Annotated in this window: 9 protein-coding genes and 1 riboswitch; of the genes, 5 read left to right on the plus strand and 4 right to left on the minus strand. The window is 71.8% G+C overall.

Going from position 1 to position 15,295, the window contains the following annotated elements; genetic code table 11:
* The first annotated feature begins 3 nt into the window (after positions 1-3).
* Positions 4-912 carry an ABC transporter substrate-binding protein gene (locus O1G21_RS11105; RefSeq protein ID WP_270142915.1) on the plus strand — a complete coding sequence of 303 codons (909 nt, stop codon included), beginning with the start codon at positions 4-6 and terminating at the stop codon, positions 910-912.
* A gap of 324 nt (positions 913-1,236) precedes the next feature.
* On the plus strand, positions 1,237-2,064 hold the full coding sequence (locus O1G21_RS11110) for a CAP domain-containing protein (protein WP_270142917.1): 828 nt from the start codon (positions 1,237-1,239) through the stop codon (positions 2,062-2,064).
* Positions 2,065-2,107: 43 nt separating this feature from the next.
* On the opposite strand, the gene O1G21_RS41750 is transcribed toward O1G21_RS11110, so the two are convergent.
* Entirely contained in the window at positions 2,108-2,527 is a 420-nt protein-coding gene (locus tag O1G21_RS41750; protein ID WP_405000624.1) for a COG4315 family predicted lipoprotein, read from the minus strand.
* A gap of 547 nt (positions 2,528-3,074) precedes the next feature.
* A riboswitch (cyclic di-AMP (ydaO/yuaA leader) is annotated at positions 3,075-3,256 on the plus strand.
* A gap of 309 nt (positions 3,257-3,565) precedes the next feature.
* Between O1G21_RS41750 and O1G21_RS11115 the strand changes: the two genes are divergently transcribed.
* On the plus strand, positions 3,566-4,195 hold the full coding sequence (locus O1G21_RS11115; protein WP_270142919.1) for a CAP domain-containing protein: 630 nt from the start codon (positions 3,566-3,568) through the stop codon (positions 4,193-4,195).
* Between the two features lie 297 nt (positions 4,196-4,492).
* Here O1G21_RS11115 and O1G21_RS11120 read toward each other — a convergent pair whose 3' ends face one another.
* Positions 4,493-5,404: a hypothetical protein gene (locus tag O1G21_RS11120; RefSeq protein WP_270142921.1), complete on the minus strand. Its 912-nt coding sequence runs from the start codon at positions 5,402-5,404 to the stop codon at positions 4,493-4,495.
* 1 nt (position 5,405) lies between these two features.
* Here O1G21_RS11120 and O1G21_RS11125 point away from each other — a divergent pair, with 1 nt between their 5' ends.
* Positions 5,406-5,717: a CAP domain-containing protein gene (locus O1G21_RS11125; RefSeq protein WP_270142923.1), complete on the plus strand. Its 312-nt coding sequence runs from the start codon at positions 5,406-5,408 to the stop codon at positions 5,715-5,717.
* A gap of 109 nt (positions 5,718-5,826) precedes the next feature.
* Positions 5,827-7,350: a sigma-70 family RNA polymerase sigma factor gene (locus O1G21_RS11130; RefSeq protein WP_270142925.1), complete on the plus strand. Its 1,524-nt coding sequence runs from the start codon at positions 5,827-5,829 to the stop codon at positions 7,348-7,350.
* Positions 7,351-9,152: 1,802 nt separating this feature from the next.
* Here O1G21_RS11130 and O1G21_RS11135 read toward each other — a convergent pair.
* The gene (locus O1G21_RS11135) at positions 9,153-11,966 is read right to left on the minus strand and encodes an ATP-binding protein (protein ID WP_270142927.1); all 2,814 of its coding nucleotides are present in this window, start codon (positions 11,964-11,966) and stop codon (positions 9,153-9,155) included.
* A gap of 632 nt (positions 11,967-12,598) precedes the next feature.
* A complete protein-coding gene (gene lanKC, locus O1G21_RS11140) occupies positions 12,599-15,142 on the minus strand; it encodes a class III lanthionine synthetase LanKC (protein WP_270142928.1) in 2,544 nt (847 codons plus the stop codon).
* Positions 15,143-15,295 lie beyond the last annotated feature (153 nt).

A 15,295-nucleotide genomic window follows, 5' to 3' on the forward strand; every position in this document is an offset into this window, starting at 1 on the left:
CCCATGCCCCGAACACCCGTCGGCCGGGCAGCACTGGCCGCCACGGTCCTCTGCGGCCTGCTGGCAGCCAGCTGCGCCTCCGCCCCGGCCCCATCCGACTCGCCCTCCGCCCTACGGGCCCGGCTGCCGCAGTCGATCCGCGCCGCCGGCGAACTGCGCATCGGCTCCTACCTCAACTACGTCCCGGTCGAGTTCAAGGACCCTGGCGGCTCACCCATCGGCCTCGACCCGGATCTCGCCACGGCCCTCGGCTCCTACCTCGGCCTGCGCGTCAAGATCCTCGACATGCCCTTCAAGGACCTCATCCCGGCCGTCCAGTCCGGGAAACTCGATCTGGCGATGTCGGCCGTCATCGACTCCCGCGACCGCCAGCAGGGCAAGGACGCCACCGGCCACGTCACCAACCCGGGCGTGGACTTCGTCGACTACTTCCTCACCGGCACCTCGATCCTGGTCAAGGCGGGCAACCCGCTGGGCCTCACCACCCTGGACAGCCTGTGCGGCCGCACCATCGCCGTACAGACCAACTCCGTCCAGATCAAAGTCGCCAATGCCCAGTCCGCCGCCTGCAGCAGAACCGGCAAGCCGCTCCGGATCGACTCCACGGACACCGACGCCCAGGCCGTGGCCGAGGTCTCCTCCGGAACCGCCGCCGCCGACCTCAACGACTACCCCGCCGCCGCCTACAACACCACCGCGCCGAACCACAAAGGCATGTTCCAACTGGTCGGCAAATACCAGGAGTCAAGCCTCTACGGGATCGTGGTCGGCCGGGACCGGCAGGACCTGTCCGACGTGCTGTCCCGGGCCCTCGACCAGCTGATCGGCAACGGCACCTACCAAAAGATCCTCGACAAGTGGAACGTCGGCAACGGTGCCGTCGTCAGTGCCACCGTGAACGCCGGGCTCTGACCCCGGCCCCACACCGACGGCCGGGCACACCGTGCCCGGGGCAGTGCGCCCCGGGCACGCCGCCGTGCACCGCTCCGGCCTGCCGACCTGTGGCCCGCTCCCGGCGGGACTCAACACAGCTTCGGGAAAACGTTATCTCCAGGCTCCGTTCGATTCTCCTTCACTGCCGGACCCCACCGGCATTCCCTGGACCACACGGAGCAACAACACATGCAGGCCCACGAAGACCAGCCGACCCAGCACATACCCCCGGTGAGCGGAGACGGCCGATCCCCCGACGGTCGCCGCAGGAAGGAGCGTGGTCGCCGCACCAACAGCCGGACCGTGAGACGAGTCACCATCGGCCTGTCCGTCATCGGCGCCGCCGGACTCTCCTTCGCCGGCGTCGCCCTGGTCACCACGACGGACCCGACGTCGAACACGGCCGGCAGCCACGACGCCCCGATCAGCACGACGGTCGCACCGACCGAAACCGGCCACGCAACCCCGGTCACCATACTTCCGACCGCCACGCCGACCTCCCCCGCTGCTCCCGCGGCCCCGTCCCCTTCGGCTACCCCGTCGCCCACCAGCACCCCCTCCCCCCTCAAGCCCACCCCCAAGCCGGTGCCGACGCCCGCGCGAACCGCACACCCCTCGGCAGCCAACACCGCCGCACCGGCCCCGAAGCCCGCAGCCACCGCGCAGGTCCCCGCCGATCCCGCCTCCGGACCGGTCGGACCGGACCCGGTGCTCCCGGGCCCACGGTCGTCCTCCCAGTCCGTCAGTGACGCCGAGGCCGAGTCCCTGCAACTGCTCAACGGCGAGCGCGCCACGGTCGGGCTCCCTCCCCTGACTCTCAAGTCCGACCTGAGCGACTACGCCCGCAACTGGGCCCACCACATGCGCGACAACGGCTTCGGCCACTCCAGCAGCGCAAACTCCCAGTACCTGGTGACCGGCTCCCGGACCTGGATCGGCGAGAACATCGTCTGGTGGAGCGACGCCTCGATGACCGCCCAGGAGGCGGCGGAGAAGTTCCAGTCGATGTGGCGCCACAGCCCGGGCCACTACAAGGCCCAGACCAACCCCTCGTTCACCGAGGTCGGTGTCGGGATCTACCACGACGAGACCGGCTGGTGGGGAGTGCACAACTTCTCCGACGGTCGGTAGGCCGACCGAGACCGTGGCTCGGGGTCTCTGCCCAGGCGCGTCACTACGCGACGGGCCCTCCAGGGACGGTAGCCACAGGGCGGGTGAGGTTGTCGCAGCCGGAGCCACGCCGGAGATCGGCACTCCCCTGACGAGGGCCTTGAGGGTGCCCTCGATCCTGAGCGGGTCGTCCGGCTGCCCTGCTCGATGTGGTCGAGCACCACAAGGTCCGGGTGGTCGTAGAGGGCTGTCTATAGGTGAGCGGCGGCCACTTCCCGGCGCAGGCGTCGGCGCAGGTGCCCACGGACGGCTTGGCGGTGTCCTTGTACACGGTCCGGTCGGCGGAGTCGGTGACGCTCGGTCCGAGCGTCACCGACTTCACGGTGGCGATCCGGACGCCAGAGGAGTCACCGGTCGCCTGGGCCTTGCCGCCGGAGACGGCGGCCGTGTCGGGCCCGCAGGCGGTGGCGGCGAGCGCGAGCACGGCGAGGCCGGAGACGGCGAGCAGGAGGCGCGCAGCGAAGGCGGAACAGCGAACCTGGGGATGACGAACTCCCTTTGGGCACCTGGTGGTTGAAGATTCGGACAGTCATCGCCCGCACCTCCTCCACGCGGATCCGCGGCGGGAACGCTTCAAGGCCGCCGGACATATTCTTCGACTCGGGCCCGACCTCCGACTGGCTTCCGCCCCTGATTCCCGCCCGCTCACGGGCCGGGCCGCGGGGTCGCTGGACACCCGGCGGCCCCGCTGCCGTGCCCGACCAGGCGGCGACTGTCGCGCACACCCGTGAGAGCCACTACCTCCGCCTATGACTCCGTAGCCATATTGTCATAGTTAGGGCGATTTTTTTGATATATGAACTACTTGATTATCTTTAGATCTATTTACTTGCAATCTTTTGACCGGATGTCAACTGCCGGGCCTGTGTGACGTGAATGACAATGTCTTGTGATCACCGATTCGGCTTGCCTAGCGTGCAGGCGTTCGCATCTGCGGACCCTGTCGTCGGGACGCCGAGTCCTGCCCACCGGCCGGCAGGACGTCGAGCTCTGCGTCGGGCAGGAGCGGGGGACCCAGGAAGTCGCCGTGTCCGCTCGGCCCGTCCAACGGGCCTGCCGGGACGCGGCTAGGGGTGAAGCCGCTCATACGCGGCCGGGCTACCTCGCGGCCCGAACCCGACAGCTCACCTCGCAGGCGTCGCCGAGGGGTCCCCCCATGCTGTCTTCCCGCCGTGGCCGACACCGTCGATCGCGCCGCAGCCGCGTCCCGCGCCTGGCCACCACCGCCGGATTCGTCGGCGTCGGCCTGGCTATGCCGCTGATCACCGCCAGCACAAGCTCCGCCGCCTCCGTCCGCCACCCCCACCATCACCCCCACAGTCCCGTGGCGTCCGCCGCCGTTCCGGCGCAGCGCCACGACGCCTACGCTCCCGGCAGCGCCCCTGGCCGCGGGAGCTCCCCGTGGGCCTTCGCCGCGCCCACCGCCTCGGGCGTACCGACGGCCTCTGCAGCGCCGACCGCCGTGTCCGCCCATGCCTCCACCGCGCCGCCCCCGGCTTCGCCTACGGTCCCGGCCTCCCACACCTCCTGGCACCCGTCGGCATCCTCGTCGCCGTCGGCCACATCGGCCCCCGCCCCCACCGCGACGTCGACGCCCGCTGCTGCCTCCACCTCCGCGGCCGCTCCGTCGGCCACGCCGACGGCCTCCGCGAGCCCGACCGCGGCCGGCTCGGACGCCGTCCAACAAGTACTCGCTCTGATCAACCAGGCCCGAGCCACCCATGGCCTGCCGGCGTACACCATCAGCGCGGGCCTGACCAGCAGCGCCCAAGCCCACAACCAGGTGATGGCCGCCGGCTGCGGCCTGTCCCACCAGTGCCCGAACGAGAGCGGACTGGGTGCCCGGGAGAGCGCCGCAGGCGTCCAGTGGACCTCCGCCGGGGAGAACATAGGCGACGGCGGCCCGGTCGGCACCGGGGCGCAGGACATCGCCGCCGAGGCGGTGGCCCTGACCCAGGACATGCTGAACGAGCAGCCGCCGAACGACGGCCACCGGCAGAACATCCTGAGCGCCTCGTTCACTCACGTCGGCATCGCTGTCCACCGGGACGCCGGCGGTACCGTCTGGATGTCTCAGGACTTCTCCAACTGAGTCCGGGCCGACCGCACACCGTCGGGGCGGCCGCATCACGCGGCCGCCCCCGACGACCAGGTACCTTCCACGTGCGAGCTGTGGGCGCGGGCGGTGGCCGGCACCGACAGCGTGCTGCCGGGCGTTGACTCGCAACCAGCAGGTCGTTCTGACCGTGGGCAGCGAGCGCTGGTCCGCCGACACTGCGTCTTGTCCCGCTGCGCAACGCGGCCGCCACCGGGACCGGCCGTGTCGGCGCAACCACGGCCGCGAAGTCCATCTGCGGGGCCGAGGACCCGGTTCAGCCGGTCCAGCAGCTCACCCGTCGAGCCACCGTCCCGCCAGGAGATCCCCACCCACCGCCACGGCGTCCGCCCGACCACTGCCACGAGGTGTGACCGGGCAGACCGTGCGCCTCCATTCCGCGGTCCGCTCCTCGTCGCCCTGGCCGGGTGCGTCACCGCGGATCTGCCGGCGAAACAGGGGCCTGGCGGACGGGGCGGAGTTGGAGTGCGAAAACCGCTTTTCGGATTTTGTTATCGAGGCCCGGTTCGTCGGTCTCCTGGGGGTCGGCGTGAACGACGCGTCGACGAGGAGCGAAGGCGGATCCATGAGCAGTGAGTTCGAGACCGTGGTGATCGATGCGGTGGCGTCCGAGCCGGACGCTGCGGGAGGTGGCCGCTCGGGGATGGCGCGGCACGAGCGCGGGCGTGGTCGGCGGAGGGCTGCGCGGCCACGTGGGAAGGCGGCGGTTGCCGGAGTGGTGGGGCTGGTCGCGGTCACGGGTGGGGTGCTCGCTGCCGCGGCGTCCTCCGGGGGTGGAGCCGCTTCGCCGTCCGCCGCGGCCGGCGTGTTGTCGCCGGGGCCCGGTGTCACGTTCGTTTCCTCGGCCCAGCCGACCAGTACGCCGAGCTGGGCGGTCACTGCGACCGCGACCGCGAGTGCCGCGGCGACCCCGACAGCGAATCCGTCGACGCCCCCGCCGACGACCAGCATGCCGAGCGCTACGCCTACCGTTCGGAAGGCGCAGGCGAGGCCGACGAGCGGTGCTCCGGCGATCCCGGCGAGCAGTGCCCCGGCGGTCCCGACGGCCCCCAAGCCCACCAGTCCCGCCACGCACAGCGCGCCGGTCGCGGGAACACCGGCGACCGGTACCGCTGCCCAGTTCGCCCAGCAGATCGTCGACGCGGTCAACGCCGAACGCGCCAAGGCCGGCTGCAAGCCGCTCACCGTGAACGCGAAGCTGCAGGCCGTGGCGCAGGAGCACTCCGACGACATGGCCGCCCGCAACTACTACGAGCACGACACCCCGGAAGGCGTCGACCCCGGCACCCGGATAACCAACGCCGGGTACGGCTGGCAGAACTGGGGCGAGAACATCTACGAGAGCCCGAAGGACCCCGCCACGGCCATGGACGGCTGGATGAAGAGTCCCGCACACCGCGACAACATCCTGGACTGCGTCTTCACGGAGACCGGTGTCGGCGTGAACCTCAGCGCCAACGGGCCCTGGTGGACCGAGGACTTCGCCCGTCCCCAGTGAGCGGACGGTGAGCCCCACCGCCGGCTCGATTTCTGTCATTCCCACCCTCTCGCCGGGGTCTCACATGGCGCGGGAGGAACGATCACCCAGTTGAGGACGACGGACGCTGATGAACAGTGAAAGCGGCAGCAAGACGGTCGCCGCGGCGCAGGCAGGGAACGCGGCGGCCCGGGAACGGTTGATAGCCGACCACCTTCCGCTGATCTACAACATCGTCGGCCGCGCGCTGGACGGCCATGCCGACGTGGACGACGTGGTGCAGGAAACCATGCTCCGCGTCGTCAACTCCCTGGACACGCTGCGCGAGCCGTCCTCCTTCCGGTCCTGGCTGGTGGCGGTGGCGATGAACGAGGTCCGTCGGCGCTGGACGGCACGGAAGGCGGCACCCGTGCCGGGCCTGCAGGAACTGACGCAGGTCGTCGATCCAGCCGCCGACTTCGTGGACCTGACCATCCTGCGGCTCGGCCTGACGGGCCAGCGCAGGGAGGTCGCCGAAGCCACCCGCTGGCTGGACGAGCGCGAGCGCGACCTACTCTCCCTCTGGTGGCTGGAGACCGGCGGTGAGCTCACCCGGGCCGAACTGGCGACAGCCCTCAACCTCACACCGCAGCACACCGCCGTACGGGTCCAGCGGATGAAGGAACAACTGGAGATCGGCCGCCTGGTGGTGCGAGTACTCGCCGCCGACCCGCCGTGCGCCGAACTGTCGGCGCTCACCACGGCCTGGGACGGGAAGCCGGCCGTACTGTGGCGCAAACGCATCGCCAGGCACGCCCGGAACTGTCCGCACTGCGCGGGGCACCAGCACAGTCTGGTACCGGTCGAGGGACTGCTCGCCGGCCTCCCGCTGCTGCTCCCGCCACCGCACCTGGCCGCCTCACCGCACCTGGCCGCGTTCGCCACCACGGCCGCGCAGCAGGCACTCTCCCGCACAGCGCGCGCGGCGACACGCTCGGCCGCCCCGACACGCAGGCTCCACCCGCGCCATGGGCGGGCGGTCAGGACTGCCAAGGCAGCCACGGGAGTCGCGGCCGCCTTGACCGTCCTCGCCGGAGTGCAGATCCTCCGACCCGGCCCCGACCACACCACGCCCGCTCCCGCGGTCGCGGTCACGCCCGCATCCCCGGCGCCGGCCCCCACCAGGCCATCTCCCGCACCAACCGTCACCGAACCCCAGTCCCCGCCCGCCACCACCACTCCTCCTCGCCAGGCCACGCCCACCCCGACCCCCTCCACGCCCACACCCCAGAAGACACTCGAACAGCAACTCGTCGACCTGATCAACATCCGACGGGCGAAGAACGGCTGCAGGCCGCTGCGCGTCAACCAGCGCCTGCACACGGCCGCCCAAGGGCATTCCGACGACATGGCCGTCGCCGGCTACTTCGACCACGTCGACCCGCGCGGCAACCACGCCGACGGCCGCATGACCGCCTCCGGCTACCAGTGGAGTGTGTGGGCCGAGAACCTCGACCGGGACACGAACTCGCCGAACACCGTGCTGAAGGACTGGTCGGACGGCGCGATCCACCAGCAGAACATGCTCGACTGCCAGTACACCGACGCCGGCGTCGGCACCGCCCCCACCCCGAACGGCCTGCTCTGGACCCTCGACCTGGGCAGCCCAGGCTGACAGCCCTACCAGTCCGCCATTCGCATGCCACTCTCAGCGGGCCAGGAACGTCCGTCGAGCCGTCAGCATGCGCGAAGACGCACTCGTACGGGGTGCCGCGGAACTCAGTCCACAACTCGCGCCCGGACGCCCGGTCCGAGGCGAGCAGTTGGAAGAAGTCGTTGCGGCCGCCGCGCCTGGCCGTGTGCCAGTCAACAGCTTGAGTCCGACCGCTCGGACGTCGCTCTTCCGGTCCCGGTCCGGGACGTCGTGGTAGGCGAGGCGCAGGAGCTCGGCGCAGCTCGCCTCCATCGGCGCGGGAGATGGCGAACGATTCCTGGCGCTACGTCAGGAATTCTCGCCTGCCCCCTACGTCGCCTACATCTTCAACGAAGGCGGCTGCGGCTGCGGCTGCCTCATCGTCGCTCGACCCACCCGGCCCTCGGGCAGCAACTGGACCTGTCGGCGCGCACTTGACCGACGGCAGATACGTCAAGTGCGAAGCCTCCGGCCAGAAGGTTCGATCACGGCGAGCAACCATCGCACCCATAGCAGTGATCGATAAATCCGACATAGAACCCGAAGCGGCGCATATGATCGCCAGCTAACGGCTCGCGCAGCCCGCAGCGCCACCAATGAACCGTGGAAACCGTGAGACGAATGTGAGAGGCAGGCTCCACAACACACCAAAGGCCGCTCCCTCACGAAGGAGGAAGCGGCCTCTGACCTGCGACAACGGGGCGAACCCCAGTCGGGACGACAGGATTTGAACCTGCGACCCCTTGACCCCCAGGGGGTTCAACTAGTGTCGACAGCCGAGGCCTCACGGCCTCGGCTTTCTTGTTGCTCAAGTGAACTGAAAACCAGGGAAGTTGAAACTCGTCATGGAGATCCACGATCGGCAGAGCCAGAACCCGTCGGATGCCCAGGCTGGTTTCAAGTTCGTACATAGATGCCCGCTATCGCCCACGGGCGCTCATGGGCGTCACCAGGCACAGTCCCAAACTGGTCCCCAAATGGTCCCCAGGCCCCCGACCCGCCTTTGTCACCGCGAGTGACAGTAGTCTGTCGACCCTTCAGCAGGCCCCCTCTGCCGACCGCCGCAGCCCGTCCTGCATTGCCCCTGGCCAGACGAGGCGGTCCGGTCGGATCAGGGTCGACTACCCACTGGATTCGGATAGTGATCTTTCGGACGGCGTGTCGTCTTGAGCGTGTCCTCGCCATGCGGTTCTGACGTGCTTCGCGCACCGCCCGACGCGCTCTGCCGCCACACCCGACACAGCAGCCACTCTTGCCTCAGATTTACCACCCAGTCCGGGAGAAGGGGAAGTTCGTGGAACAGCGTGCGCAGCGAGGCAGGGTGTATCGGCGGTGTGAGTGCCGGGAGGAGGGCGGGCGGCAGTTGGGTGCGTGGTGTGTGCGGTTGTTGGAGGAGGCCGAGGTCGCGGCCTATCTCGCCGGGATCCGGCCGGAGTTGCTGACGCCGGCCCGTCCGGTCGCGGCCAGGGGTCACGCCGCCCGCGCTGGAAGTTCTCCGCCTGCTGCGCGGCTTCGGCCGCAGCCGCCGCGAGCGCGCTGCCGCCCGGGGGCTGACGAACGCGTCGATCGGTCTGCTGCCGCCCTGGGCCCGGGCCGAACTCGCCCTCCGGCGGACCTCGTTGGTCCGTATGGTCTGGGACCGCCCGCCGGCGCGGGCCGGCGGCCGGGTCATGGTCCGGGCCTGCGGTCCCTCACCGATCCGCGCCGCCACCCACGCCCGGGCCGCCGCCGCGCCCCGGGCGGCGGGGACCTGACGCACCCCCGGGGCCCGCGCGGCCGCGCCGTCACAGTCCGGCCAGGATCTCCTTGGCCTGGGCGGACTCCGGCAGGCCGATCGAGGTCAGGAGTTCCACCGCCTCCGTCAGCCGTTGCCGCGCCAGGTCCCGTTCACCTGCCGCCTCGAACGCGGTGCCCACCAGGCGGAGCGCACGGGCCTCCGCTGCCCGCCAACCGAGCCGGCGGGCAACGGCCACGGCTCGCTCGCCGCACTCCGCGGCGTCCGAGGCCCGGTTCGCGGCCAGGAGGGCGGCGGTCTCCGACACCCCGTTCAGGACCTCGAACGCGGGGTACCCGTTGCGGGCCCCGAGTTCCGCACTCTGCCGGTGCCGGGCGACGGCCTCCTCGAACTCCCCGAGGTGCCGGGTCACCACTCCCAGCTGGTACAGGGCGTGGGCGTGCCCGAAGTGGTCCTTCGACGCCCGGACGCTCTCCAGGGCGGCCCGACAGGTCGTCGCCGCGTCGTCCAGCCGGCCCAGCCGCAGCAGCGAACTAACGCTGTTCAGCAGCGAGTTGCCGACTCCCCAGGCGTTGCCGCAGTCCTCGCCGACGGCGATCGCCCGGCGGAATCCGGCCTCGGCCCGTTCCCAGTCGCCCTGGCACTGCCACACCAGGGCCTGCCGGGTGAGCGTCTCGGTGCGCACGGCCTCGTCCCCGACCATGAGCATCGCCTGTTCCGCCTGGTGGAGCGTCTTCTCGGCCTCGTCGAAGCGGCCCACCATGGTCAGGGCGCTTCCGAGCGCGTGCCCGATGCGTCCCGCCGCCCGCAGGTGCCCCTGCTCCTCGGCGACGTCCAGGATCCTGCGGGCCGGGGAGACCAGGCAGTCCCACCGGAACGAGCGGTCCAGGAGCGGTTCGAGGGCGAGCACCAGATTGGCGACCGGACCGATGGCCGCGGGCGCGGCTTCCAGCACCTGTTCGGCGACGGCGAGCAGGGTCGAGGGCTCGGGCAGGCCCCGGGGCGGTCCGTCGTCGGGGGCGGTGTGCGACGGGCCGGGCGGCGCGGCGGGCAGCAGCAGGCCGACGAGCGGATGGCCCGGACGGTGCCGGGCGTAGGCGGCGCAGGCCAGGGTCAGGAAGTGGTCCAGCAGCCGGGTGAGGGCCGCCGCCCGTTCCTCGGGCCGGTCCTGCTCCTCCGACCGCGCCGCCGCGAACTCCCGGAGCAGGTCGTGGAAGCGGTAGGTATCGGGGACCGGTGTTTCGAGCAGTCCGAGGTCGGCCAGCCGCTCCAGACATCGCCCGGTCTCGGCCGGCGGCAGCCCGGCGAGCGCTGCCGCGCCTTCGGTGTCGGTGGTCGGCTGCCGCGGTATCGCCATGAGCCGGAACAGCCGGGCCTCCTCGTCGCCGAGCAGGTCGTAGCTGTGCCGGAAGCAGGTGGCCAGCCCGTCCGCGCCGCCGGCGGGCGCGTCCATGGCCCAGCGGGACCCGTCGAGCAGGCGGACCATGTCGGACAGCGACCACGCGGGCCGGGCCACCAGGCGGGATCCGGCGAGCCGCAGCGCCAGCGGCAGCCCTCCGCACCGGGTGGCCAGTGCCGCGGCCGCTTCCGGCTCCGCCGCGACACGTTCGAGTCCGGCGATCCGGCGGAACAGGGCCAGCGCCTTGTTGGTGGGCAGCACGTCGAGCCGCAGCTGCGGTGCGGCCGGCAGTTCCGGGATCGTGGTGCGGCTGGTCACCACCACCGCACAGTCCGGTGTGCCCGGCAGCAGCGCCTCGATCTGGGGGTAGTTCCGGGCGTCGTCGAGCACCACCAGGATCCGGCGCCCCGCCAGCCTGGTCCGATAGAGCGCCGCACGCCCCTCCTGGTCGTCGGGGATCACGGAGTCCGCCACACCGAGCGCCCGAAGGAAGCCGGCCAGGACCACGGCGGGGTCGGCCGGGTCCTCCCGCATGCCCCGGAGGTTGGCGTAGAGCTGTCCGTCGGGAAAGTGCCCGCGCAGCCGCTGGGCCGCGTGGACGGCGAGCGTGGTCTTTCCGACGCCTCCCATGCCGCTGACGGCAGCGATCATCAGGCCCTCGGCGCTGGTCGGCGTCAGCGCCTCCACCAGCGTCCGCATCTCCTCGTCGCGTCCGGTGAAGTCACCTGGCACGTAGGGAAGTTGCGCCGGAGGTGGCAGTGCCGCAGCGAGCCCGTCAGCCTTCTCCGGTGCTCGCCGCGAAGGCGGGGAGTCGGCCACGGTCCGTACGGTTCCGTTCCGGCCGCTGTGCGCCCGCGCGGTGTCGAGCAGCAGGTCCAGCCGGCCGTCGCCAGGGTGTTCCTCGCACAGCGCGGTCAGCTCGGGGATCAGCCGGGCGTGGTGCCCCAGTTGCAGGTCGAGTTCGATCCGCTCCAGCAGAACGGCCAGGCGCAGCTCGGACAGGCGCTCGCGGTGGATGCGGGCGTGCGGGCCCGGCAGCCCCGCCAGGGGGACGCCCCGCCACCAGGTCAGCGCGCGTGCCAGCAGTTCTGCCGCGGCGCCCGGCCCGTCGGTGGTGAGCCGGGCGCGGGCCCGGGCCACCTGCTCCTCGAACGCGTCGAGGTCCAGGGCGCCGGGTGCGACGCGCAAGGCGTAGGACTTTCCATGGGTGGCGATCTCGGGCCCGAGCGCGTGGCGCAGCCGGTGGACATAGAGCCGTACCGTGCCCGCCGCGGCGCGGGGCGGCTCCTCGCCCCACAGGCCGTCGATCAGTTCGTCGAGCCCCACCGTCGTGTTGCGCCGCAGCAGCAACATGGCCAGCAGCGCGCGCTGTTGGGGGGGCCCGACGGGAAGCGGATCCTCACCCCGCAGCACCCCGACCGTTCCCAGCACGGTGTAGCACGGCCCGGACGGCATGCCGGTCATCGGCGTCGACTCCCTCGTTCCCCCGTACCCGGCGATGGCGGACGGCCGGGACGGAAACCTTAACAAGTCGCCGTTCCGGATCAGGACCGTGTGCGATCGGGAGCTGACGGAAAGTCGGGATTCCGGAGGGAGCGTGCGGTGCCCCAAGTCGGCCTGCCGGTGGCCGGAATGGGAAGAACAGGCCGCGGGGCTGGACCCCGCGGCCTGTGGTACTTCGCGACCGATCTCACCGTCTCCGGTGAGTACGGTGCGTCAGCCCACGAAGCTGGTGTTGTGGCACTGGAAGCTGGCGGTGCTCGCGAGCAGCACCTCGTTGTCCTCGTGGGCGTCGAGCTGCTGGAGGCTGAGGATCGACATGGGTACAACTCCTTCTGTTGGTCGGGGATTTCGCCGGGCCTGGTGAGGCCGACGGACTCCTGGGGGCCGGCGGTCCGCGGTGTCGGACCGCCGGCGAGGGGTGCGCAGGTCACCCGCTCAGATGGTGGTGCCGTGGCACGCCCAGCTGAGGGCGCTGGCCAGGAACGGCTCGTTGTCCTCGGAACCCTGGAGCTGCTGGAGGTTGAGGATGGACATGGTGGTCACCTCCTTCGGGTGGGTGGGGGTTGCGCCGCGCCGGTCGAGGCGCAGCGGGCTCAGGAGGCGGCGGAGGCCGGGGCCGTTCCGCCGAGCAGGGGAAGAAGAAGGTCGGTGCGGCGGTGGGCGGCGTCCATCGCCAGGAGCACGCCGGCCGACCCGGTGGCGAGGTCCATCGACAGCCGGACCAGGTGGTCCCCGGGGAAACCGAGGCCTTCGCCGTGGGGGACGGAGTGCCGCCACAGCTCGCGCAGGTGGCCCTGGAGCGCGGTGTCGTCCGCGCCGTCCTGCCCGGCGGCCGCCAGGAAGTACAGCAGGCCGGCACGGCCGTTGAGGAGGCCGGGGAAGACGGTGAACCCGCAGTGCGCCGCCTTGCGGATCGCCCGGAGGGCATCGGTGAAGCCGGGATCGGCGCGGTGCTCGAGGTAGGCGGAGAGGGCGAGCCCGATGCCGGTGGTGCCGGTGCCGAGGTAGATGACGGACCGCCAGCCGTCGTTGACCTGGAGGGATCCGCCGACGTCCTCGCACTGCGCGAGGTCGAGGCGCAGCGCCTTCTCGGCCAGGTCGAGGTAGCCCGGTTCGCCGGTGCGTTCGTGCAGGCGGACGAGGAACAGGGCGGATCCGGCCGCCCCGGTCGTGAGGCCCGCGCCCGGGCGGGCGCCGCCCGGGCGGGCGAGGGCGGCTTCGATCCGGGCGGCGATCCGGGCGGCGTGGTCGAGGTGGCCGCCGTCACCGCTGCGGCGGTGGAACCCGAGGACGGTCAGGCCGGTGCCGGGCAGGCCGGTCAGCAGGCCGAGGCCGGTCGGCTCGACGGTGCGGTCGAGGATCCGGCCCATGATGTCCGCGGCTTCGTCGCGCCGTCCGAGGAGGTCCAGGACGGTGGCCGCCCCACAGGAGCCGTTGAACAGGCCGACCGGTGCGGTGGCGAGGTTGCGCAGGGTCGCGGCCGTGAGCCAGTCGGTCCAGGCCGGGTCGACGGCGTGGCCCGTCGCGTGGAGGGCGTACAGGACGCCCGCGGCTCCGTGGGACAGGCTGGTGCCGCCGCCCTCCTGCGACCCCTCGGGGGCGTTGGGGAAGAGCCGGTCGGTCCGCTCCGGGGTGGCCGAGGCGACGAGCGCCGCGACGAGCCGTGCCCGGTTCTCCTCCCCGTCCGCGTCGGCGGGACCGGCCGCGCGGACCGCTGCCGGTACGGTGGTCCCGGCGATGGCCGCCATGGCCGCCGCGGCGTCCCGGGCGTGGCCGACGGGCAACGGGAAGCGTTCGTGAGCCCACCGTGCGAGCTGGGCGGGCTTGGCCGGATCGAGGCCTGCCAGCGCTCCCAGCGGGACGAACTGCCCCAACCGCAGGGCGGCCAGTCCGTAGGCGTCGACGTCGGTGCCGGTGACATGGGCGGGTGCGGCGAACCCGGGTGCGCCCAGCAGGCCCGTGCGCGGCTCGCCCACCCGGTGGGCGGCCTCCAGGTCGACGAAGGTGACGGAGCCGTCCGGGCGCACGATGACGTTGTTGGGGTGGAGGTCGCCGAAGACGATCCCGGCCCGGTGGACGACGGCCGTCGCCGCGGCGACCCTGTCGAGGACGTCCAGCGCCCAGCGGGTGTACTCCTCGTACGCGGCCGGATCGGCGTCCGGACGCACCAGCGGCTGGCGCAGCACCCCGGCCTTCGCCAGCGGCTCGCCGTCGATGTACTCCTGGATCAGGAAGTGGTGCTCCCAGTAGGTCCGGTAGCCCAGCACGCGCGGTACGAGGCCGGTGCCGGCCAGCGCGGTGAGCATCCGGTGTTCCCGCTGGAGCCGGGCCACCGCGTCGAGCCCCTCCGCGTCGAGTCCGGCCAGCGGCCGGGCCTCCTTCAGGACGACCAGGTCGCCGCCGGCCCGGTCCTTGGCCAGGTAGACCCCGCCTCCGTTGGAGAAGTGCAGCGGCCGGACGATCTCGTACGGCAGGTCCACGTGGCTGATCTCGGCGAACCGGTCGATGCGTTCCCGGACGAAGTCGGGCACCGGTGCCCAGTCGGGCGGGGTGAACGCGGCGGTGCGCGGATCGTGCACCGGCGTGCCGTCCGGCCGGGCGATGGCCGGTACCGGGGCGTCGCCCCCGACGGGGGCCCACCGCGCGGCGAAGGCCCCGTAGCGCACGAACACCGGGCTGCGCTCGCTCCAGCGCAGGTCGGACAGGATGTAGGGGCCCTGCTGTCCGTCCAGCGCGGCCGTGAGCTCGTCCAGCAGGGCCTTCAACTCGCCGTCGTCCGCGGGGTAGACGGTGATGAACTTCCCCGAGGAACCCCGGTGGGAGTACTTGGAATTGAACGCCGACAGCAGCTGGGCGCTGCGCAGGTACTTGAAGGCGGCGCGGCGGGCGGTGCAGACGGCGGCGGCCGCGTCCAGGACCTGCTGGGCGGCGGGCACAGCGGCCGACACGTGAATCTTCCACCCCTGTAAGGGCAACGGCCGGCCGAAGGAGACCCGTGTCCACACGTCCTCGTCGGTCTCCCGGCGGGTGCCATCGCCGACCGGCGGCGGTGTCCAGCGGGAGCCCCCGTCCCGGAGGCGCTGCGGTGCCTCGAAGAACACCGGGTCGGCGAGGCAGTAGGCGTGTATCTCTTCCATGTTCATCGTCTTCCCCCTCCCCGGGAGTGCGGTTCGGCCGCAGGTGCGGTCCGGCGTGGAGCGCGGTCCGGCCGCAGGTGCGGTCGGGCCTGTAGCGCGGTCCGGCCGCAGGTGCGGTCGGGCCTGTAGCGCGGTCCGGCCTGGAGTGCGTAG

Source organism: Kitasatospora cathayae (assembly GCF_027627435.1).
Classification (GTDB): Bacteria; Actinomycetota; Actinomycetes; order Streptomycetales; family Streptomycetaceae; genus Kitasatospora; species Kitasatospora cathayae.